This is a genomic window from Variovorax sp. OV084 (assembly GCF_900111625.1).
In the GTDB taxonomy this organism is placed as follows: domain Bacteria; phylum Pseudomonadota; class Gammaproteobacteria; order Burkholderiales; family Burkholderiaceae_C; genus Variovorax.
The window spans coordinates 1-19,714 of sequence record NZ_FOII01000036.1 but is presented as its reverse complement, the minus strand read 5'-3'; the positions used below and the strand labels follow the sequence as shown (position 1 = coordinate 19,714).

Below are 19,714 nucleotides of genomic sequence, written 5' to 3'. Positions count from 1 at the left end.
CTGAGGCAAACTATTACCGGCAACTCGCCAGTCAAACCGCCACGATGGCGGCATGACTTAAACCAACCGGCCTCCATGAAAGCCGGGGCGATTCAGTTTCCTCTTCTAGACATGCTCTGCGTGATCGCTCGCGAGTCGAGGTGGCGACGATACTTTTCCATTCGATATTGCCAGCCTTGATCGGAATGCAAGATGGGCTTGTCGCGAGGGCCGAGACGCTCGAATGCACTTGTCAGCATTTTCCCCACCATGCCGAACAGAGGATGCCGAGCGGTCTCATAGGCAACGATCTCCCCGTTGAACAGATCCATGATCGGGGAGAGATACAGCTTCTGGCTGCCAACCTTGAACTCCGTCACGTCCGTCACCCACTTCTCGTTTGGATACGACGCGTCGAATTTGCGCGCCAGGACGTTCGGGGCGATGTGCCCCAACTCGCCTCTGAACGAGCGGTATTTCTTCACACGCACGCAGGACTTCAGTTGCAGCTGATCCATGAGCCGTTGCACGGTCTTGTGATTCACTGGACGGCCTTGCTGTCTCAGTGCCGAGGTGATGCGCCGATAGCCATAGCGACCTTTGTGCCGCTCATAGATCGCTCGGATCTCGACCTTCAGATCAGCGTATTTGTCTGCGAGCTGCAGTGCGCTCTGCTGGTAGTAGAACGTGCTGCGAGCCAATCCAGCCACCTTCAGCAAGCCGGCAAGGGGGTAGTGCTGCCTTAGCTCAATCACGATTTGCGCTTTCTGCCGGGCGCTGACTTCGCTTGAGATTGAACTAAGGCATCCAATTTTTTTAGGTAGGCATTCTCCAGTCGCAAAGACTGCAGTTCCTCCAGAAGTTGCTCGCGAGTCCGTTTGTCGTCCTCCCGAGGCGGGGACGTTGATTTCTGATTCTCCGGAGTCGTCATTCTCTTGCGCTGACCAGCCCACTGGGGAGCCAGGCCGGGCATCCCATCTCGCTCATACGCGCGCTCCCAAGTACCAATGATGTTGAAGTTCCTGATGTCGAACAGCGCAGCCGCTTGCCGATATGAGAGGTCCTCGTCACGCATTCGCCGCAACACCTTCAGCTTGAATTCTCTGCTGTACAGCTCCCGACGCTTTTCTCGCACTCCGTCGGGCCCATGCACCTCGTACGCCGCAACCCACTTGCGAAGCGATGACGTTTCCACGTCGTGCGCCTTCGCAGTGGCCTTCCAGCCCAGCGCGCCGGCACGGTATGCCTGAACGGCAGCAAGCTTGACTTGCTCTGAATATTTCTTCAAGTAGAACCCCCAAAGTTTTGTCCAACTTTTTGGGGTCAGTTCATTTTGGTGGACGTCTATGCATCCCAACAGCTCCAATCGCAGAGACTCAGAGTTTCGACGCAGCGACGTGCGCAGCTCCTTGGCGGCAGTCACCTCGTCGTCAATTCATGGGACCAGGAAGTCCTTTGCGGACTGACCTTCGAAGAGTCGCAGTTCCTGAGCGACTGTGGCGACGAGCCGCCGTGTGATGCCGAGTCAATGGATCGATGCGAAGACCTCTTGCGCAAGCACGAAAGAGCGCGGCTGAGAATCGCGATCGTCGATGACGAAAGCAGCGCAAACGAAGAGCAGCGGCCGCCGATGGCGAAGTTTTGAGTTGCAGGCGCCAGGGGCGCACACGAGTTGCGGAGGACGCCCGCTGTCGGCCTGATCCCACATTGGAGTGCCTCGCTCGGGGCGAAAAACGAGCCCACTTTTTTCAATCCTGTTTTTCAAGGAGTATTCGATGTCGAACACGAATCTTCCCAGCGCCGAGGCGCGCGTCACCGCGACGGTCGTGCCCGGGCGGGACCCTTCTGATTTCGGTCGCTGCATCGAGCTTTGCGATGCCTGTGCGACGGCCTGCAATCGCTGCGCGGCAGCATGCGTCAAAGAAGCTTCGAGCGCCCTGGCACGCTGCATTGCGCTCGACTTGGACTGCGCGGCGATGTGCACCACTGCCGCGACAATCATGGCAAGAAACAGCGAGAACGCGGAGCTCGTCTGCAGCCTGTGCGCCGATATCTGCCGACGCTGCGCAGCCGAATGCGCCATTCACGACATGGACCATTGCCGAAACTGCGCGCAAGCATGCCGGCAGTGCGAAACGGAGTGCCAACGCATGGCTACGACCTGAAGCGCCACCCGACGACGTCTGGCATGTCGATGCCATGCTGCGTGACGTACGCCCGGTGTTCGAGCAGTCGATCATGCGGATGCACATGCCCTGCACGGTCGCGGATTCGCACCACCCGGTCGATGGCATCGGCCGCCAGATGGAAGCGACCGGGCCGGTTCGGCACCGTCATGTCGAACGGCGTTGTCGTGGTGCCTTCTTCCTGGCAACCGTGCACGTGAAAGTTTTCGTGATTGGTGCGCTTGCAGAGCAGGCGGTGGATCGACCACGGATGGCCGTGGAACGCGAAGATGACGGGCCGGTCGGTGGTAAAGATCGAATCGAATGCCGCGTCCTGCAGCCCGTGCGGATGTGCTGATGGCGACTGCAGCGCCAACAGGCCGACAACGTGACCACGCGGACCTTGAACTCGGGCAGTTGCATGCGAAGAATGTCGACGGCAGCCAACGTCTCCAACGTCGGCTCGCCGCCCGCGCAGGCCATCAACACGTCGGGCGCGTCGCCTTCGTGGTTGCCTGCCCAGCCCCAGATGCCAAGACCAGCACTACAGTGGCGCACCGCGGCGTTCATGTTCAGCCACTGCGGTGCCAGCGCCTTGCCCGGCACGATGACGCTGACATAGACGCGGCTGCGAAGGCAATGGTCGACCATCGATAGCAAGTGTTGGCACCCGGTGCCCTGCGTCCGGTCTGAAACGCGAACTCAAAGACCGTAGTACTTGTTGATGGTGGCCGTGTACCGGTCGTCGTAATCGGGAGTCTTGGTCTCGTCGTACTTCGGCGCGCCTTCGAGCATTTCCTTTTGCAGGGGAACCACGTAGCCGTCCTGGGCCGTGTCGTACTTGAGCATACTCCAGGGAATGGGGTAACGGTCCTTGCCCATACCAAGGAAGCCCCCGAACTCCATCACGGCGTAGCGCACCTGGCCGGACAGCTTGTCGATCATGAGGTCATCGATGGTACCGAGCTTGTCGCCCGCTGCGTTGTAGACGGTCGTTCCCTCGACGCGGTCCGACGAGATGACGTTTGCCGAGATGGCCATGACTTTCTCCTTGCCGCCGACGCATCTGGGAGGCGTTGGCGATTGATTCAAAGCCCAGGGGGATGGTTTCCCTCATGCTGTCGCTTCGCTTCATCGGCAATGCTTGGCATGGGCTGTAGGAGGTTTTCCGGTTTGCTGGTTGTCTCGCGTGAGCGTTTTTTGCGACACCGGAGTGAGGTCATATCCGACATACGCACCCTCGAGATGTCCTAGCTTCCTTTCCATCCGCATTCACCTGAATGAAGGGACGCAGATCATGACCAACCAGACCACACCAAGACAGACGGCGTCACGGCAACAGAGCCTGCAACACAGCCGCAACGACGACCGGGACAACTCGCGCGTGTTCGCGTTTTTTATCGTCGTCGCCGTGATGGTGTTCGTGGGCGCGCTGGCGTATTTCTTCATCGTTGACAAGCGTGCCCGGGAGTCGGCCCGCGAGGTGACGCCGCCTGCGGCCCACATGCACGGCACGGCGCCTCGTCCGGCGGGCGGTACTTCCCCCGGGACTTCCAGCGGTATTGGCCCGGCTGGATCGCCGCCTACTTCGCCAGTCAGGTAACCGCCAAGGAGGTCAGATGCAACAGCAGATGCAACGATTCGTCGGAAGGACCGTCATCGTCACCGGTGCGGGCTCTGGCATCGGCGAAGCCACGGCGCGCCGTTTTTCCGCCGAAGGAGCGAACGTCGTCCTGGCCGGCGACACGCTCTCGAAGCTGGAGCGCGTGGCCGCCGACCTGCCGCTCGAGCGCACCCTGGTCCAGGCCGCCGATGTGTCGAAGTACGAGCAAGTGCAGGTTCTGGTGGCCGCCGCCGTCGAGCGGTTTGGCGCCTTGGACGTGCTCTTCAACAACGCAGGCATCGCCGTCGAAGGCACCGTCACCGAAGCGCCGTTCGATGATTGGGAGAGGCTCATGGCGATCAATGTCGGCGGCGTATTCCACGGATGCCGCGCAGCCATGCCGCATTTGCTCAAAAGCAAGGGCTGCATCGTCAACACGGGCTCGGTCTCCGGGCTGGGTGGCGACTGGGCGATGGGCTTCTACAACGCCTCGAAAGGGGCCATCGTCAACTTCACGAAGGCGCTGGCCCTCGACCATGGCAGAGACGGCGTGCGGGTCAACGCCGTGTGCCCCAGCCTCACCTTCACGCCGATGACGGCCGACATGAAGAAGGATAGCGACCTCATGGCCCGGTTTAGCGAGCGCATTCCGCTTGGCCGGGGCGCGGACCCCGCGGAAATCGCGGCTGTGGTCGCCTTCCTGGCGAGCGACGACGCGAGCTTCGTCAACGGCGTCGCTCTGCCCGTGGACGGCGGGCTCATGGCCTCGAACGGCCAGCCAGACATGTCCTGAGATCCCGAGCGAATCGCGGCATCCATCGCTGCGTCCTCGTAAGCCTGAACCAGTCCGCGCGAGAAATCGCCGAGGAAAAGCTCACGGAACAACTGCGCGCTTACGTGGAGCGGCAAAACGCGGCATCTGCTGCATAGAGGCGGTGAGCAGGACCGTTATTGCTTGCGACGGCCCGATGGCGCTGGTAGAGGCCGCTAGGGCGGGGCGACCCTCTCGGCGTTCCTCGATGCCATCGGGCCGTCCTCCATCTCACCAGAGGGGGCGGAACATGCGTTCTCGCGCCAGCCTCGAAGAGGCAAGCCGCCGGTCGGCGGAATGGTCGATGGCTTCGACGAAGGTGCCCAGCAATGCTTCCATGCCTTGCAGCAAGGACGCCGACGCTTCCGGCGAGGCGCTGGCAAGCGCGAGCAACTGCCCGCTGCTTGACTTGAAGGCCGTACGCAATATGACCGGCTTGGGATGGCAGGCGATCAGGGCGGTGCACAGTGCTTCCATGGCCCTGAACTCACCGGCCAGGCGGCCGAGCTCCGTGCTTTCGTTGGGGGCGGGTGGCATATCGAGCTTTTCCATGGGGAGGACGGAATTACATGAATGGACAAGGGGCGTGCCCGCTCCTGGAATGCCGATGTCGTCGTGGGGGCCCGGCACCGTCACCGTCGTCGGCAAACAAAGGCGTCCTACGGCAATGGCCTTTCAATTGCGTGAGCTTCGCGTCATTGATTCCGTCACTGACACAAAACACAATGCCTGCGCGTGAACGCGACCTGAAATACGCGACGACGAAGTTACGCGAGATGAGTCGAGCGACCGATGCGTGTCGCGAATGCCCGCTCGGCGCGCTCGCCACGCAATCGGTGTTCGGCGAAGGGCCGGTGCATGCGCGGCTGATGGTCGTCGGCGAGCAGCCGGGCGACAAGGAAGACCTGGAGGGGCGGCCTTTCATTGGTCCCGCGGGGCGCATGTTTGATAGAGCGGTAGCGGAGTTGGGCTGGTCGCGTGACCGGCTTTATCTGACCAATGCCGTGAAGCATTTCAAATACGAGCTGCGGGGGAAGCGCCGGATTCACAAGACGCCTGCTCAGCGCGAGGCCGACGCCTGCCTTCATTGGCTGGAGAGCGAGATCGCGCTGGTGCGGCCGGTTGCGCTAGTCGCACTCGGCGGCGTGGCGGCGCGTTCGCTGCTGGGCCGTCGGGTCGCGGTGATGAGCGAGCGTGGGCGGTGGCACGAAGACGAGGCCGGTCGCCGCGTGCTCGTAACGCTGCACCCTTCGGCATTGTTGAGGGGCGATCCGGCGCAAAGGGACGAGGCATGGCAGCAATGGCTGGAAGACCTGGCGTTGGCGTCCGCCATTTTCAAGAAAGCTGCGCCTCGAACGAAGCACTCCCTGATGGAGCGCGCATGACGCTGACCTCAGTCCGACACAGGAGGCATGGTGGCCTGCGAAACCCGTTCGCGACGAAGTAGGAGAGAGCCGTGAAACAGGAATTCGAATGGATCTTCGGCACGGGCTCGGACCTCGAGACCTGGCAGATGGCCGCCCGAGCCATCGCTGTGTTCTTTATTGCACTTGTACTGATCCGCGCGTCGGGAAGACGCTCCTTCGGTCAGCACAGCCCCTTCGACGCCTGCATCACCGTCTTGCTCGGCGCCGTGCTCAGCCGGGCAGTGGTGGGCGCTTCGCCGTTCTGGAGCACCATCGCAGCAGGCACTGCGCTAGTCGTCGTGCACAGGGCCGTGGCACTGGGCAGCGCGCGCTGGGCGGCCTTCGAAGATGTCGTGAATGGCCGCGAGATCACGCTAGTGCGCGACGCTCATCTCGACCAGGACGCCATGCGCAAGGCGCTGGTCTCGCGGAGAAATCTCGATGAAGCAGTTCGCCAGAAGCTGGGCGACGCCGATCTTTCTTCCGTTCGTCTGGCGATGCTGGAGCGGGACGGCAAGATCACTGTGATCGGAATCGACAGAGCCACTCCGTAGGTGCTCAGGCATCCACGATCACCCACAGCGCTATCGCCACCATCATCAGGTTCTCGGTCAGCGATACGAACCCGAGCGGCACGTTGCTGCTGCCTCCGACGCACGCGCACTTGAGTTCGCGGTGATCGACGTACACGGCCTTGACGACCGACATCGCGCCGACGCTTCCCACGAAGAGCGCCACCGGCACCGCGATCTCGTGCAGCCGACCCGCCACCATCAACACGCCGGCCAGCAGCTCCGCGAACGGATAGAGGTAGGCATAGAGCACGAAGCGTCGGGCCAGCAGGTCGTAGTTGAGGAACATGGTTGAGAAGCTCTCCACGTCCTGCAGCTTGAGCAGCGCCAGGATGCACATCGTGAATGAGATGAACGACGAAAGCAGTTGCGGACTGCCCAGCGGCCGGTTCGCAGCCAGCAAGCTCGCGCCCGCCAAGAGCAGCGCCACCACCAACACCGCGATCACGGGCGTGTACGACGCCTCGCCCGGATTGCGCACCGGCAGGCCGAAGTGGCGTCGCAGGTCGTCGTAGCCGCCGATCCGGTGGCCCTCGATGAAGATCTGCGGGGTGGTCTGCACGTGATGTTCGGCCTTGAATGCATCGGTCTGCGTTCGCGTCATCAACCATCGGTCGTCGACCTGATAGCCCTTGCGCCGCAACAGGAACCGCGCCTTCAAGCCAAAGGGGCAGATGTGCTCCGGTATGACCATGCGGTACAGCGTGGCGGTCTTCCCAGTGGCGAGGTTGTTGTCGGCGGTCCGGGTGGTCATGGTTGTGCTCCCTGGATCAATTTGATTTGCATCTGCCTGGGGCCATGTCGGACGGGTTCACCTCACCCTGACGGAATGCCGTGCGGGCGGCCGCGAAAGCGACTTGCGGCCATTGGCGAAGGATGCCTACACGGTCGAAGACGTCTCGATGAAACGGTTCGGGCTGTTGGTGAGCTTCATGTTCGAAGGAGCGAAATCGATGCTTTCCAGGAGATCCATTTGGGTAGCCGGCACCTTGGCACTTTTTGCCGGATCGGCCGCGGCGCAGGCGACCGACAAGCCGCAGCGTCCACCGCCGGCCGGCTCCGACGCGCAACCAGGCGTTGACAAGGAGATCGTCGTGAAGCCGCCCGCCAAGGTCGATCCGCGGCTGGCGAAGCCCGCTCCGGGCAACAGGGATCCCGGCATGGTCGAGAGGCCGCCTGCAGATGCCAGGCCAGGCGATGGCAGCAAGCCTCGCGTCGACCCCTCTGAGCGATCACGCCAGGACGACTGCAGGGGAGCCGCCGAAGATTGCAAGCAGAACTCCCCACGTTAAGGGCTCGACAGGAACTCTTCAGATGAAATCAAAGATTCTCAACAAAGGCCCGGAGCGCACCATCGCTTTGGTTTTCGACAAGGGCGACGACCTCGTCCCCATCCTCGAACAGTTTGCGAAGGAGCATGCGCTGTCGGCCAGCCGCTTCAGCGCGATCGGTGCGTTGCGCGCGGCGGTGCTCGGCTACTTCGACTGGGAGCGCAAGGACTACGACCGGATACCCGTCGAAGAGCAGGTCGAGGTTCTCTCTCTCAACGGTGACATAGCGCTGGATGGCGACCAACCAAAGGTGCATGCGCATGCAGTCCTTGGACGGCGCGACGGCAGCACGATCGGTGGCCACGTGCTCCAGGCCACCGTGCAGCCGACGCTCGAAGTGCTGCTTGTCGAGTCACCGGGCTACTTGCGCAAGACGTGCGACCGGGAGACGGGATTGGCCTTGATCGACGTCGACGCCTGAGCCTGGCCGGCCTGGATGGCTTTGGTCCACACAGCTACATCCCGTTCCGTCATGCCGCTCACGGGTGTGAGGCGTCCGTCCACATACCCCAGCTGCTCGACGTCGTGGAGGTACTGCTCGCGCGACAACAGGGTGCCCGCGCATACGTTCTGATTCGAGGAGGGCGCCGGTTCGCGCATCTCATCAGTCAGGCGATCGATCAGACGGGCAATGACCCAACCGGGAATGCGGTGGCGCTCTCCGGGATAGATGTAGCCGAACAGCGTCAGGTGGGCCAGGAGCACCCGCCAGTGAGGGCCAAAGCGCTCCAGCAGGCTGGCCCAGTCCAGCCGCTCGGCGCCAGCCAGCAGCAGGTGAGCGATGTCGCCGCCGGAATCGCGGGCGTCAAGGGCTTTGGCGGCGGCTTCGGGCGCGGCTCGCTGGGCGCCTGGGGCGAGCCGGCGATCAAGCTGTTCGTGCAGGAGGCGCTGAACGAGGCGATGAAGCTGGAGTCGGCGCTCGCCAAGCTGCGCACGCGGCGCCGGATCGCGCTGTTGCATTACTCGCCCGTCGTTGGCACGGTACAGGGCGAGCCGGTGGAGATTTTTCCTTTCCTGGGCAGCAGCCGGCTGGAGGCCCCGCTGTTGCGGTATCCGATGGATGCCGTGTTCCATGGCCATGCGCACCGTGGTGCGTTGGAGGGGCGCACCATCAACGGCGTGCCGGTCTACAACGTCGCGAAACTTCTGCTGCAGCGCAGCCGGCCTGACACACCGCCTTTCTTCCTGTACGAGGTACAGCGCGAGCCGGTCGAGGAGCCGGCGGCAACCTAGGCCCGGCGCTTTGCCCCCTCGGACAAAGCTTACAAGCGTCATTGGGTTGAGACGACAGAGCGCGTGCCACACCTTTTTGATCATGAAAGGTCATTGCAATTTTTTCTTTCCGGAATCCGGCTGGCGCTACGGCGACCGGCCCTTCATGGAGCAACTCATGACCAGCGATATCAACGAAACTTCCGTCGCCGCAGAGGCGGTGTCGAACGGTCAGGTGATCGTCGTTCTGAACGACCTTCCGGAGAACTCGCGCGACGGCCAATACGGCTTCCGTGCGTGCGCGGCAGAAGTGGCTGAAGGCGCCCAGCGCAACCACGACCAGATCAAGGCGCTGCGGGACCAGTACCGCAGCGCCGAGGCCTGAATGAACATCGGCAGCGGCCCCGCTATGCCGAGTGCTCCCGCCGAGACCGGGGCGTCGGACGGCATTCGGGCGCGGCTTCTCACCTTCAGCTACCGAGGGTGGCTGTTTTCCTGTGCGGCGCAGCGGATAGACGAGCTGACTTTCCGGCCGGTGGTGTTCTACCGTCATGGCAGTGGTGGCGAAGAGAGTCGGTTGCCACCCGATACGGACAACGTCGCATATGGCAGTGAGGCGGAGGCGCTGCGCCATGCCGAGCAACAGGCCATGCGATGGGCCCAAGACCGCTCATCGTCCGAGGCGCGGTGAGGCTCGGTTGCCGCCGCTGGCGTGGCGCACGGTCTTGAAACTTCTGCAGCCTGCGCGGCAGCCAGGTGCCGATGCGCGAGACCCATCGCAGCACGTGAAAGACGATGAAGCCACTTGTCAGGCCTTGCATCACGTCGGAGTGGGAATTGGCTGGCGAGACGTAGCCTGCATTGCGAAATATTCTCCGGACGTCCTGAAGCGCTTCGTGCGGAGAAGTCCTACCGAGGTATCCGACGCCCGCCCACGGGCATCCACCCGAGGCGCCGTAGCCTTTGCGCTTTGCAGCAAAGGAAGCACAGCAAAGGAAGCACACATGGCCCGCCGCAAAGTCGCCGACCTGGTCATCGAAACCCTTCAGCAAGCCGACGTCAAACGCTGCTACGGCATCGTCGGAGACACGCTGAACCACATCACCGACGCGATCCGCCACAGCGAAATCGAATGGGTGCATGTGCGACACGAAGAGGCGGCTGCCTTCGCCGCGGGCGCGGAGTCGCACCTGACGGGCGAACTCACGGCCTGTGCCGGTTCATGCGGGCCGGGCGGGCTTCATTTCATCAACGGCGTTTTCGAGGCCAATCGGAACCGCGCCCCGATGGTGCTGATCGCCAGCCAGGTTGTGACGACGGAACTCGGCATGGAGTTTCCTCAGGAGGTCGATTTCAAATCGCTGTACACCGGCTGCAGCGTGTTCTGCGAGCAGGTGCAGTCGGCGGAGCAGGCACAGCGGGTCGTGGCGCTCGCGGCGCAGGCCGCGCTGTCCCGGCGCGGTGTGGCGGTTGTCATTCTTCCGAGCGACATCGCGCAGACCGAGGTGAAGGAGGGCCTGACCTTCGCCGTGCACCGCACCGCACCGGTGGTCCGCCCCAACGACGGCGAACTCGCACAACTGGCCGCCTTGCTCGGCAAGGGAAAGAAGATCGCGATCTATGCTGGACACGGCTGTGAAGGCGCGCACGAGATGCTGATCGCGCTCGGCCAGTGCCTGATGGCGCCGATTGCGCACACCTCGCGAGCCAAGGATTTCGTGGAGTACGACAACCCCTTCAACATGGGCATGACCGGCATCTTCGGCGTGGAGTCGGGCTATCGCGCACTGCAGGAATGCGACACACTGCTGCTGCTCGGCGCCGACTTCGCGTGGAGCCAGTTCTATCCCGCCAAGGCCACCATCCTGCAGATCGACACCGATGGCAGCCACCTCGGGCGGCGCCATCCGGTGGCGCTCGGACTGGTCGGCGACGTCGCGCACACCATCGAGGCGCTCATTCCGCTGCTGGAAGAGCGTAGTGACCGCAGCTTCCTCGACGAATGCCTGCGCCACCGCAAGGAGGCGGTAGAGACGCTGAGGCGCGACGAGCGGCCCGGCAAGGAAGGGCTGATTCACCCGCAGCACCTGACGCGCGTCATCGACGAGTTGGCCGCCGACGACGCCATCTTCACCGCCGATGGCGGCAGCCCCATGGTGTGGTCGCTGCGCCACCTGACCATGAACGGCCGGCGCCGCACACTCGTGAGCCTGCTGCACGGCACCATGGCCAATGCGATGCCGCAGGCGCTGGGCGCGCAAAAGGCGTATCCCGGGCGACAGGTGATTTCGCTCTCGGGCGATGGCGGCCTCGCGATGCTGCTGGGCGACCTGATAACCGCTGTGCAGGAGAAGTTGCCGATCAAGGTCGTGGTCTACAACAACGCGAGCCTGAACTTCGTGGAGCTCGAGCAGAAGGTCGAAGGGCTGCTCGACAACTACACCGGCCTGCTGAACCCCGACTTCGCGCGGCTGGCGGAAGTGATCGGCTTCTACGGGCAGAAGGTGGAGCGCGCGGAACAACTGCCCGATGCGGTGAGTGCCTTCCTGGCGCACCCTGGGCCAGCCCTGCTGGACGTGACGGTCAACCGCACGGAACTGGTGATGCCGCCGAAGGTGGAGTTCAGCCAGGTCGCCGGCACGATGCTGTATTCGGCCAAGGCAGTGCTCAGCGGCCGGTCGTCGGACGTGGTGGACCTGATCAAGGACAACTTCACGCAGTGAGCCGACGGCGGTCACAGCGCCGAAGCCAACTGAGCAAGGCGCGGATCGCCCAAAAAAAATTCTGTCCCGGAACGGAACTCAAGCGGACGGTTGCGCGGCGGGCTCGAAGGTGCGCAGAGATGGCTCCAGCGAAAGCGCGTGCCTCGCTGCCTGCGTCTGTGCCGCGTCGAGCGACACCAGCAATGCGATTTCTCCCGCCACGCTGGTCGCAATCGGCACGCCGTCGCGGTACAGCACGCGCGAGCCCGCGACGCGCGGCACCTTGGGCCCGTTCACGATGGTTCCCAGCAGATTGGCCGGATCGCTGGCCGCGAGCGCGATCAGCGCGCCGTCGCCCGGCTGCCTGCGCACCTGCCGCATCGACGCAACCGCCTCGGGCAGCGCGAATTGCTCGCCCGACACCCCGGCGATGAAGCGCCCGCCACGGATCTCCCCGCGCGCCTCCAACCGCCGGCAAACGCGCACCAGATCGCGCCACGGCGGCAGCCATGCGGCCTCGCGTTCGAGCAGGCGCCAGCAGATCACGCCGTAGCGGCGCAGCAGCACGTGCACGACCTGTTCGATCGCTTCCGCGGAGCTGGCCGCCATCGCTTCGGCGGCGGCGGGTGGCCGCACCAGCGTCCAGCGCCCTGCGTCCTCGATGCCGAAGAGCGGCGTACGCCTCCGGCGCCTCGTGTCGGCCGATGCGCGCTTGGACGCCGGTACCAGCAGTGCGCGCAGGCCGGCATAGCTGTCGCACCGCGCACGCCCCTTGGCGACCAGTTCGGTCAGCGCCTCTTCGATCTCGACCGGCAGCAGACGGGTGCCGAGCGCGATCTCGTCGAAGAAGCAGGCACCGTGCTGCGCCAGGTGCGCGGCGACGCGCATGGCACGCGAGCCCAGTGTTTCGTCGTCGGCCGGAGCCGGTGCCAGGCTGGTCCACAGCGCCGCGCTGCGGCGCGGCAGCAGCACGACAGGCGTGGCGCGCAGCGACAGGTTGCCCCCTCCCTTGCGGCCCTCCGTGGCGGCTGGCCGCAACCGCGTCCACAGCACGCGTCCCGCCGTGCACAGGTCGTCGAGCCAGGCACCGGAATAGTCGGTCACACGCGCGGGCAGCAACTCGGCTTCCCAGAGTGGGGCAGGCGCCTCGTAGCCTTCGAGTTGCGACAGGATGCCCGACAGCGCCTCGGGCCCGCTCATGCGCGCGGCCGCACCGATGTGCTGCCATTCGAAAAGAAAGCACACGAAGTCGCGTGGCTCGACCGGCTCGATCTCGCGGCGAAGGCGCTTGAGCGTGTAGCGGTGAATGCGTGCCAGCAGATGGCGTTCGCACCATTCGAGGTCTGCCGTACCGGGCGTGAAGCGGCCTTGCAGCACGCTGCCCTCGGTTTGCAGCGCGAGCAGTGCGCCTTCAACGTCGGCAGGCGGCAGGAGCAGCGGCGCAGCCAGTTGCGCCGCGGTGACTGGTCCGAGCCCGCCGAGGCGGGAGCGCAGCAGTTCACGCAGTGCCGCGTCGCGGTCCGCCGGTTGCTCGGCGTCGGCGGGCGCTGTAATGGCTGGCTGCATCGGCGCATCGGGTGCGATGGCCTGCAGCAGCCGCAGCCGCTCGGCCGTCACCCACAGGCCGCGCGCGGTGCGCCCCTTGCCTTCAAGCAGCAGGCGCGTCGCGCGGCCGGCCTTGGCGAGCGCGACGAGCCATTTCTTCCAGGCCGCCTGCTGCGCCACCTCGTCGTCGCTCAAGGCGCCGAGCATGCCCAGCGCCTCGTGCATCTCGTCGGCACTGCGCGGCTGCGGCCAAGCCTCCTCGCGCACGCTGGCGATAGCGTCCGCGTCGAGTTGTCCGACGTCGTCGGCGCTTTCGGGATCGGTGTAGCGGCGGTTCTGCACGGCCTGCGTGCGGCGCTCTTCCAAAGGTGCATCGTCGAGGAATGCATAGGGCCGTGCGTTCAACGCTTCCATCGCGAGAGGCGAGGGCGCTGGCAAATCGCGCGCGAGCACGCGTACCTCGCCAGTCTCCATGCGGCCCAGCAGTGCGAGCCAGCCGTCGGCATCCATTGCGTCGTGCAGGCAGTCGTCGAGCGTCTGTGCCACCAGCGGGTGCTCGGGAATCTCGCGCTCTCCGACGATGTTCTCCGCACATGCGACCTGATCGGGAAACACCGCAGCGAGCAGGTCTTCGGAGCGCATGCGCTGCAACTGCGGCGCCACCTTGCGCCCGCCGCTGAAGCGCGGCAGCGCCAGCGCGGTGGTCGCGTTCCAGCGCCAGCGCACGCCGAACAGCGGCGCATCGAGCAGGGCCTGCACCAGCACGTGCAGGGCCGAGGCCGAATGCAGGTAGCGCGCGACTTCGTCGAGCGGAAAGCTATGACTGGTCGACAGCGAAAGGACGATGGCATCCTCGGTCGCCGCGGCCTGCAGCTCGAAATTGAAGGTGCGGCAAAAGCGCTTGCGCAGCGCCAGGCCCCACGCGCGGTTGAGCCGGCTGCCGAAGGGCGAGTGAATCACCAGTTGCATGCCGCCGGAGGCGTCGAAGAAGCGCTCCATGACGAGCGTACGCTGCGTCGGCAGCGCGCCCAGAACGGCAAGTGCATGCGCGAGATGCTCGACGATCTGGCGTGACGATTCGTCGTCGAGGCCGAGGGTTTGCGTCAGCAGCTTCATCGCGGCGTCTCGCCCGCCGGATTCCAGTGCCTGCGCCACCGCTTCGCGCAACCGCGACACGCCAAACGACAGTTCGTCGCTGCGCCCTGGCGCTTCGCCGAGCCAGAACGGAATGTTGGGCGCGGCGCCTTGCGCGTCTTCCACGCGGACGCGCCCCGGCTCGATCTTCAGGATGCGGTAGCTGGTGTTGCCGAGCTGGAACACGTCGCCCGCCAGGCTCTCGACCGCGAAGTCTTCATTGACCGTGCCAATTTTGTCGGCCTGCGGCTCCAGCACGACCGTGTAGTCGCCCGTTTCGGGGATGGTGCCGCCGGAAGTCAGCGCCGTCATGCGCGCGCCCTTGCGTTCGCGCAGCAGGTGGTTGACGGCATCGCGGTGCACATAGCCGGCGCGCTGGCCTTGCCGCGTGGTGAATCCTTCGGACACCATGCGCACCACTTCCATGTAGCGCTCGCGCGTGAGCTGCGCATAGGGCCACGCGCGGTGCACGAGCGCGAAAAGATCGTCTTCGTTCCATTCACGGCAGGCGGTCTCGGCCACGATCTGCTGCGCCAGCACGTCGAGCGGCGCGGGCAGCACGCGAAGCGCATCGAGTTCGCCGCGGCGGATGCAGTCGAGCAGGGCGGCGCATTCGACCAGCTCGTCGCGCGACTGCGGAAAGAGCCGCGCCTTCGGCACGCCGCCCACGGCGTGGCCCGAGCGCCCTGCGCGCTGCAGGAACGTGGCAATGGCGCGCGGCGAGCCGAGCTGGCAGACCAGGTCGACGTCGCCGATGTCCAGGCCCAGCTCGAGCGATGCCGTGGCCACGAGCACCTTCAGGTCGCCGCGCTTGAGGCGCTGTTCCGCATCGAGGCGGGTTTCCTTCGACAGGCTGCCATGGTGCGCGGCAACCGCCTGCTTGCCGAGGATGTCGCCCAGGTGCCGCGCCGCGCGTTCGGCCATGCGGCGCGTGTTGACGAACACCAGCGTGGTCTTGTGCAGCCACACCAGTTCGGCAACGCGCCCATACACCTGCGTCCACTGGTCGCCCGACATCACCGCCTCGAGCGGCGTCGGGGGCAGTTCCAGCGCCAGGTCGCGCTGCTTGGTATAGCCGATGTCGACGACGGCGCAGTCGGCTGTGCCATCGGCGCGCAGCGCGCCTGTGCCGACCAGAAAACGCGCCACTTCGTCGATCGGCTTCTGCGTGGCCGACAGGCCGATGCGCACCGGGCGCGCGCCCGACTGCGCAGCGCACAGCGCCTGCAGCCGCTCCAGCGACAGCGCCAGATGGCTGCCGCGCTTGCTCGCGGCGATGGCATGGATCTCGTCGACGATCACGCTGCGCACGGTCGACAGCATCTGGCGGCCGGACGCTGAGCCCAGCAGAACGTAGAGCGATTCCGGCGTGGTCACGAGGATGTGCGGCGGCCGCCGCAGGCTCTGCTGGCGTTCGCGCTGCGGCGTGTCGCCAGTGCGCACGGCGGTGCGGATGTCGACGTCGGGCAAACCCAGCGCCTCCAACTCGGCGCGGATGCCCGCAAGAGGCGCATCGAGGTTCAGGCGGATGTCGTTGGAGAGCGCCTTCAGCGGCGAGACGTAGACGACGGCGGTTTCATCCGGCAGGCCCTCGGGCGCAAGGCCCCGGCGGACCAGTTCGTCCAGGGCCGCCAGGAAGGCTGTGAGCGTCTTGCCGGAGCCGGTGGGCGCGGCGACGAGCGTGTCGCGGCCCGCGCGAATCGCTGGCCATGCCTCGGCCTGGGCGGGCGTGGGGCCGGGGAAGGTTCCAAGGAACCACCGGGCGATGGCGGGATGAAAAGAATGCAGGGCCACTGGAAGAACAGGCTACGGCAGGCATCGCGGCAACGCAACACGGCAGGCAGCTGCCGGGCAGATAAGGACAGTACGGGCAATCTCAAGCCGCCTGGCTCATCGCGTGCTCTTGCAGCAAGGTCTTGGCATGGCGGTCCCTGCGCGATGTCAGGTGCTTTCCGCACTTCTCGGGGTCTTGAACTTCTGCACTCTTCGCGGAAGCCAGGTGCCGATGCGCGATGCCCATCGCAGAACGTGAAAAACGATGAAGCTGCCGAGCAACGGCCAGCGGCTCCACAGTCGAAGAGACTCCGGGCGGATGCGCAGGCACTGCGCGCTCATCGCCTGCAGCCGGGTGGCGACTTGCCTGTTGAACGCTTCGCTCTCCACGAAGACGTTGGCTTCCATGTTGAGCGCAAGGCTCAATGGATCGAGGTTGCTGGACCCCACGGTACTCCATGCCTCGTCGATGATCGCGACCTTGCCGTGCAAGGGCCTCGGGCAGTATTCGTGCACTTCCACACCCGCGCGCAGCAGGTGGCCGTAGAGCAGCGTTGCTGCGAACCTCACCGACTTGAGATCAGGCATTCCTTGCAGGACGAGCTTGACGGAGACTCCGCGTCGAGCCGCCTTGCACAATTCGTGGAAGAGTCTGTAGCCCGGGAAGAAGTAGGCGTTGGCAATCCAGATCCTTGTACTGGCCGCCCGGATGGCATGTCGGTATATCTGCTCGATGCCGTCGGGGGAGTCCTTGTCATCGCGTGCGGCGAACAGAACGGCCGCAGTGCCGCCCGCGCTGTCATGCATATCAAAGGCGTCCCCGGAAATATCGGGCCCCTCGGAGCCAGCGGTCTTCACCATGAATTTGCGGATCCGGCCCACGATGGGGCCGGACAGTTCCACCGCATAGTCCTGCTTGGCCATTGGCCCGAAATCCATCAAGTGGTCGGCCGAAAAATTGATGCCGCCCACAAAGGCGACTCTGTTGTCCACGACGAGCAGCTTGCGGTGCATTCTGCGCAGCAGATTGAGTTGCTGGCCGAGCACGGCGGGGCCCGGGTCGAAGATGCGCACACGCACGCCAGCGTCTGTCAGCCGGGCAATGAATGCGTCGGAAAGGTCGGGCGAGCCAAAGCCGTCGATGGTGAGAACGGTCGTTGCACCGCGCGATGCGCTCGCGCACAGCGCCTCTGCCAAGGCTATTCCCACCTTGTCTTCGCAAAGAATGAACGTTTCCACCAGGACGACTTCGGTGGCCTGGGCGATCGCGTGGAATACACGGGGAAAGAACTCTTCGCCGTTTTCCAGCAGGCGCACCGCGTTGCCGTGCGTCCAGTCTGCGCGCCGCATCTGTTCTTCAGCCGTGGCGCTTGAAGTACTGAACTTCGCGCTCGTGCTGCTGTGCCTGCTCTCGCGAACTGAAGGTGCCGAGGTTGCGGCGCTTGCCGGTCTTGGGGTCGGTCTTGCGGGAGTAGAGACGATATTCGCCGGATGCGAGTTTTCGGATCATCGGAGGCTCCTTCGTGAGTTGCCGGAAGAAATCCAATCTGAGCCGAAGGCATTGGCGCTCTTGTCAGACGATTTCACTTCGCCCTGACGGAACTCCATGGCGATCCTGGCTTGAGCGGTGGAAGATGGCGCGAGCTGTGATGCCTCAGCCTCAGGGTTGGCGCTTTGCAGATTGCGAGCGCGGTACGGCGTCGCCGGCTTTCTTCTTGGCAGGCTTGCTCGGCAACTCTGCCGGCGTGCGCCCGTCTGGATTTTGCACCGGTGGTCGGCTCGGGCGTCTTGGAGGGACTGCCTGCTGAATGAACGCTTCTTCGCTGTGACATGGCTTTTCTCCGATGAAGGCAAAGATGCAAACGAAGATCGCTCCTTCCCGGCGAGCGCATGTAGGCGAGCGCCGCTTTTTGCTCGAAGAACGCTGGGAAACCGCTGGGAAACGTCTCCATGCCGAGCCGTGCAGTGGCTATGGCAAATGTCCTGCACCCGCAGTCGGCGGCGGATGTCGGTGCTGCTGCTGCGGACACCGAAGACTCCGTGAATCCGCAAATGCCTGAGGAGCCGCCCATGCCCAAGCCGACCCCCGCCCCGCATTCCACGCATGAAGAACCCGAAGTCACGCAGGAAGAGTCCGTTCCCAGCGACGGCCCCGACACCGAGGGTGAACGGCTGATGGAGGATGTGGGCAACAGCAAGCTCCACGACAAGGGCGAAGCTGAGCACAAGACACCCGGGAAAGCAGACAGGCAGCCCCGCACACATCCTGAAAAGCGCGACGGCAAGCGGGACCCAGCCTGAGGCCGTCGCCATGAGCCTCCAGGCTGCCCATGCGGCACCGGTTGCCGCCAGCACCCGCGTATCGCAGTGGCGGCGCCTTCGCCGGTGGGCACTGCCCCTGTTCGGCCTCGTGGTGCTGGGCCTGCTGCTGTCGTATGCGAACAAGGTCGACTGGGCCGGCGCGTGGCAAGCGCTGCAGCGCTATTCGGCGTGGCTGCTGCTCGCGGTGCTCGGGCTTGCTACGGCCAGCCATGCGCTATACGGCTGCTTCGATCTGATCGGCAAGCTCCACCTGCACCACCGCGTGCCTTACTGGCGCACCTGGGCCATTGCCGTTACCAGCTATGCATTCAACCTGAACCTCGGTTCGCTGGTCGGTGGCATCGCGATGCGCGCGCGCCTCTACGCGCGCGCCGGCCTCGACGAAGCCACCGTTGCCCAGATCGTCGGGCTGAGCCTTGCCGCCAACTGGCTCGGCTACGGGCTGCTGGCAGGCGGCCTGTTCGCGGCTGGTGTCATCGAGCCGCCGCGCCGGGCGCACATCGGGCAGGGCGCGTTGCGCGCGCTCGGGATGGTGATGATCCTGCTGGCGCTAGGCTACGTGGTGGCATGCGCGGTCGCGCGCAAGCGCGAATGGACATTCAGGGGCAAGCACCTTCACTTGCCGGATGTGCGAGTCGCCGTGATGCAGCTTGCGCTCTCTACCGGAAACTGGGCGCTGATGGGCGCGGCCATGTACCTGCTGCTGGGCCAGCAAGTGCCTTACGCAATCACCTTGAGTGTGCTGCTCGCGGCGTCCATCGTCGGTGTGATCACGCCGATTCCGGCAGGCTTGGGCGTGCTGGAGGCCGTGTACCTGGCGCTGCTGTCGGGCACGGTGAAGCAGGGCGCGCTGATGGGCGCGGTGCTCGCGTACCGCGCGCTGTACTACCTGTTGCCGCTGGCAGGCGGGCTGGTGCTGTACCTGTTCCTGGAACGCTGCGCAGCGAGCCATGCCGTGCAGGAAGGCGTCACGCCACCGCTCGAATCACCAACTGCGTCTGCGTGAACGCCGTGAGAGCTTGCACCGGCGCAACGCGCGCCCTCACTATGCGCGCAACGGCGACGCCGATTACCGGATGCCCTCACGCTCAGCCACCGAGCGGCCATCGCGTGTCCAGACCTGGAGCACGAAGTCGTCTTCCTCATGGAACGCCAGGCG

Annotated in this window: 21 protein-coding genes and 2 pseudogenes; 13 read left to right on the top strand and 10 right to left on the bottom strand. The window is 64.7% G+C overall.

Features of this window, described 5'->3' with window-relative positions; all coding sequences use genetic code 11:
• Window positions 1-95: 95 nt before the first annotated feature.
• Both BMW87_RS35670 and BMW87_RS35795 read right to left on the bottom strand, forming a co-directional pair.
• Window positions 96-1,267: pseudogene (locus tag BMW87_RS35670) on the bottom strand (IS3 family transposase); the annotation flags it as partial.
• A gap of 237 nt (window positions 1,268-1,504) precedes the next feature.
• Window positions 1,505-2,062 (bottom strand): hypothetical protein, encoded by a 558-nt coding sequence (locus BMW87_RS35795; protein WP_177192916.1) that lies wholly within the window; start codon window positions 2,060-2,062, stop codon window positions 1,505-1,507.
• A 7-nt stretch (window positions 2,063-2,069) separates the two neighbouring features.
• On the opposite strand from BMW87_RS35795, the gene BMW87_RS35790 reads away from it, so the two are divergent.
• Entirely contained in the window at window positions 2,070-2,144 is a 75-nt protein-coding gene (locus BMW87_RS35790; protein ID WP_371258886.1) for a four-helix bundle copper-binding protein, read from the top strand.
• Here the strand turns inward: BMW87_RS35790 and BMW87_RS34015 are convergent.
• Both BMW87_RS34015 and BMW87_RS34010 read right to left on the bottom strand, forming a co-directional pair.
• Window positions 2,134-2,714: pseudogene (locus BMW87_RS34015) on the bottom strand (hypothetical protein). The gene BMW87_RS35790 and the pseudogene BMW87_RS34015 sit on opposite strands and share 11 nt — an antisense overlap.
• A gap of 132 nt (window positions 2,715-2,846) precedes the next feature.
• Window positions 2,847-3,185, bottom strand: coding sequence for a PRC-barrel domain-containing protein (locus BMW87_RS34010; protein WP_093082864.1), 339 nt, complete (start codon window positions 3,183-3,185; stop codon window positions 2,847-2,849).
• A gap of 256 nt (window positions 3,186-3,441) precedes the next feature.
• On the opposite strand from BMW87_RS34010, the gene BMW87_RS34005 reads away from it, so the two are divergent.
• Window positions 3,442-3,747: a hypothetical protein gene (locus BMW87_RS34005; protein WP_093082861.1), complete on the top strand. Its 306-nt coding sequence runs from the start codon at window positions 3,442-3,444 to the stop codon at window positions 3,745-3,747.
• A gap of 16 nt (window positions 3,748-3,763) precedes the next feature.
• On the top strand, window positions 3,764-4,540 hold the full coding sequence (locus BMW87_RS34000) for a meso-2,3-butanediol dehydrogenase (RefSeq protein WP_256217034.1): 777 nt from the start codon (window positions 3,764-3,766) through the stop codon (window positions 4,538-4,540).
• A gap of 249 nt (window positions 4,541-4,789) precedes the next feature.
• On the opposite strand, the gene BMW87_RS33995 is transcribed toward BMW87_RS34000, so the two are convergent.
• Entirely contained in the window at window positions 4,790-5,206 is a 417-nt protein-coding gene (locus BMW87_RS33995; RefSeq protein WP_143062664.1) for a hypothetical protein, read from the bottom strand.
• Window positions 5,207-5,283: 77 nt separating this feature from the next.
• On the opposite strand from BMW87_RS33995, the gene BMW87_RS33990 reads away from it, so the two are divergent.
• Together BMW87_RS33990 and BMW87_RS33985 are read left to right on the top strand one after the other, a co-directional pair.
• On the top strand, window positions 5,284-5,943 hold the full coding sequence (locus BMW87_RS33990; protein ID WP_093082856.1) for a UdgX family uracil-DNA binding protein: 660 nt from the start codon (window positions 5,284-5,286) through the stop codon (window positions 5,941-5,943).
• A gap of 71 nt (window positions 5,944-6,014) precedes the next feature.
• Entirely contained in the window at window positions 6,015-6,518 is a 504-nt protein-coding gene (locus tag BMW87_RS33985; RefSeq protein WP_256217033.1) for a DUF421 domain-containing protein, read from the top strand.
• A 4-nt stretch (window positions 6,519-6,522) separates the two neighbouring features.
• On the opposite strand, the gene BMW87_RS33980 is transcribed toward BMW87_RS33985, so the two are convergent.
• Window positions 6,523-7,290, bottom strand: coding sequence for a MauE/DoxX family redox-associated membrane protein (locus tag BMW87_RS33980; RefSeq protein WP_256217032.1), 768 nt, complete (start codon window positions 7,288-7,290; stop codon window positions 6,523-6,525).
• Between the two features lie 112 nt (window positions 7,291-7,402).
• Between BMW87_RS33980 and BMW87_RS34945 the strand changes: the two genes are divergently transcribed.
• Both BMW87_RS34945 and BMW87_RS33975 read left to right on the top strand, forming a co-directional pair.
• Entirely contained in the window at window positions 7,403-7,828 is a 426-nt protein-coding gene (locus BMW87_RS34945; RefSeq protein WP_143062663.1) for a hypothetical protein, read from the top strand.
• A 22-nt stretch (window positions 7,829-7,850) separates the two neighbouring features.
• A complete protein-coding gene (locus BMW87_RS33975; protein WP_093082853.1) occupies window positions 7,851-8,288 on the top strand; it encodes a PPC domain-containing DNA-binding protein in 438 nt (145 codons plus the stop codon).
• On the opposite strand, the gene BMW87_RS33970 is transcribed toward BMW87_RS33975, so the two are convergent.
• Complete coding sequence (locus tag BMW87_RS33970; RefSeq protein ID WP_256217031.1) at window positions 8,228-8,572, bottom strand: hypothetical protein; 345 nt, start codon at window positions 8,570-8,572, stop codon at window positions 8,228-8,230. The genes BMW87_RS33975 and BMW87_RS33970 overlap by 61 nt on opposite strands.
• 6 nt (window positions 8,573-8,578) lie before the next feature.
• On the opposite strand from BMW87_RS33970, the gene BMW87_RS33965 reads away from it, so the two are divergent.
• From BMW87_RS33965 to BMW87_RS33950, 4 genes are all read left to right on the top strand, one after another.
• Window positions 8,579-9,100: a metallophosphoesterase family protein gene (locus BMW87_RS33965; protein ID WP_256217030.1), complete on the top strand. Its 522-nt coding sequence runs from the start codon at window positions 8,579-8,581 to the stop codon at window positions 9,098-9,100.
• 157 nt (window positions 9,101-9,257) lie between these two features.
• Window positions 9,258-9,464, top strand: a complete 207-nt coding sequence (locus BMW87_RS33960; protein WP_143062662.1) for a hypothetical protein — start codon at window positions 9,258-9,260, stop codon at window positions 9,462-9,464.
• On the top strand, window positions 9,465-9,770 hold the full coding sequence (locus tag BMW87_RS33955; RefSeq protein WP_256217029.1) for a hypothetical protein: 306 nt from the start codon (window positions 9,465-9,467) through the stop codon (window positions 9,768-9,770).
• Between the two features lie 313 nt (window positions 9,771-10,083).
• Entirely contained in the window at window positions 10,084-11,802 is a 1,719-nt protein-coding gene (locus BMW87_RS33950) for a thiamine pyrophosphate-dependent enzyme (protein ID WP_093082848.1), read from the top strand.
• A gap of 78 nt (window positions 11,803-11,880) precedes the next feature.
• Here the strand turns inward: BMW87_RS33950 and BMW87_RS33945 are convergent, their stop codons facing one another.
• The 3 genes from BMW87_RS33945 to BMW87_RS33935 all read right to left on the bottom strand — a co-directional run bounded on the left by BMW87_RS33945 (window position 11,881) and on the right by BMW87_RS33935 (window position 17,743).
• The gene (locus BMW87_RS33945; protein ID WP_093082845.1) at window positions 11,881-16,254 is read right to left on the bottom strand and encodes a DEAD/DEAH box helicase; all 4,374 of its coding nucleotides are present in this window, start codon (window positions 16,252-16,254) and stop codon (window positions 11,881-11,883) included.
• Window positions 16,255-16,401: 147 nt separating this feature from the next.
• Window positions 16,402-17,583: a cardiolipin synthase ClsB gene (clsB, locus tag BMW87_RS33940; protein WP_093082843.1), complete on the bottom strand. Its 1,182-nt coding sequence runs from the start codon at window positions 17,581-17,583 to the stop codon at window positions 16,402-16,404.
• Between the two features lie 7 nt (window positions 17,584-17,590).
• Entirely contained in the window at window positions 17,591-17,743 is a 153-nt protein-coding gene (locus BMW87_RS33935) for a hypothetical protein (protein ID WP_093082840.1), read from the bottom strand.
• Between the two features lie 560 nt (window positions 17,744-18,303).
• On the opposite strand from BMW87_RS33935, the gene BMW87_RS33930 reads away from it, so the two are divergent.
• Together BMW87_RS33930 and BMW87_RS33925 are read left to right on the top strand one after the other, a co-directional pair.
• Window positions 18,304-18,534, top strand: a complete 231-nt coding sequence (locus BMW87_RS33930; protein WP_093082869.1) for a hypothetical protein — start codon at window positions 18,304-18,306, stop codon at window positions 18,532-18,534.
• 10 nt (window positions 18,535-18,544) lie between these two features.
• Window positions 18,545-19,561 (top strand): lysylphosphatidylglycerol synthase domain-containing protein, encoded by a 1,017-nt coding sequence (locus BMW87_RS33925; RefSeq protein ID WP_093082838.1) that lies wholly within the window; start codon window positions 18,545-18,547, stop codon window positions 19,559-19,561.
• The last annotated feature ends 153 nt before the right edge of the window (window positions 19,562-19,714 follow it).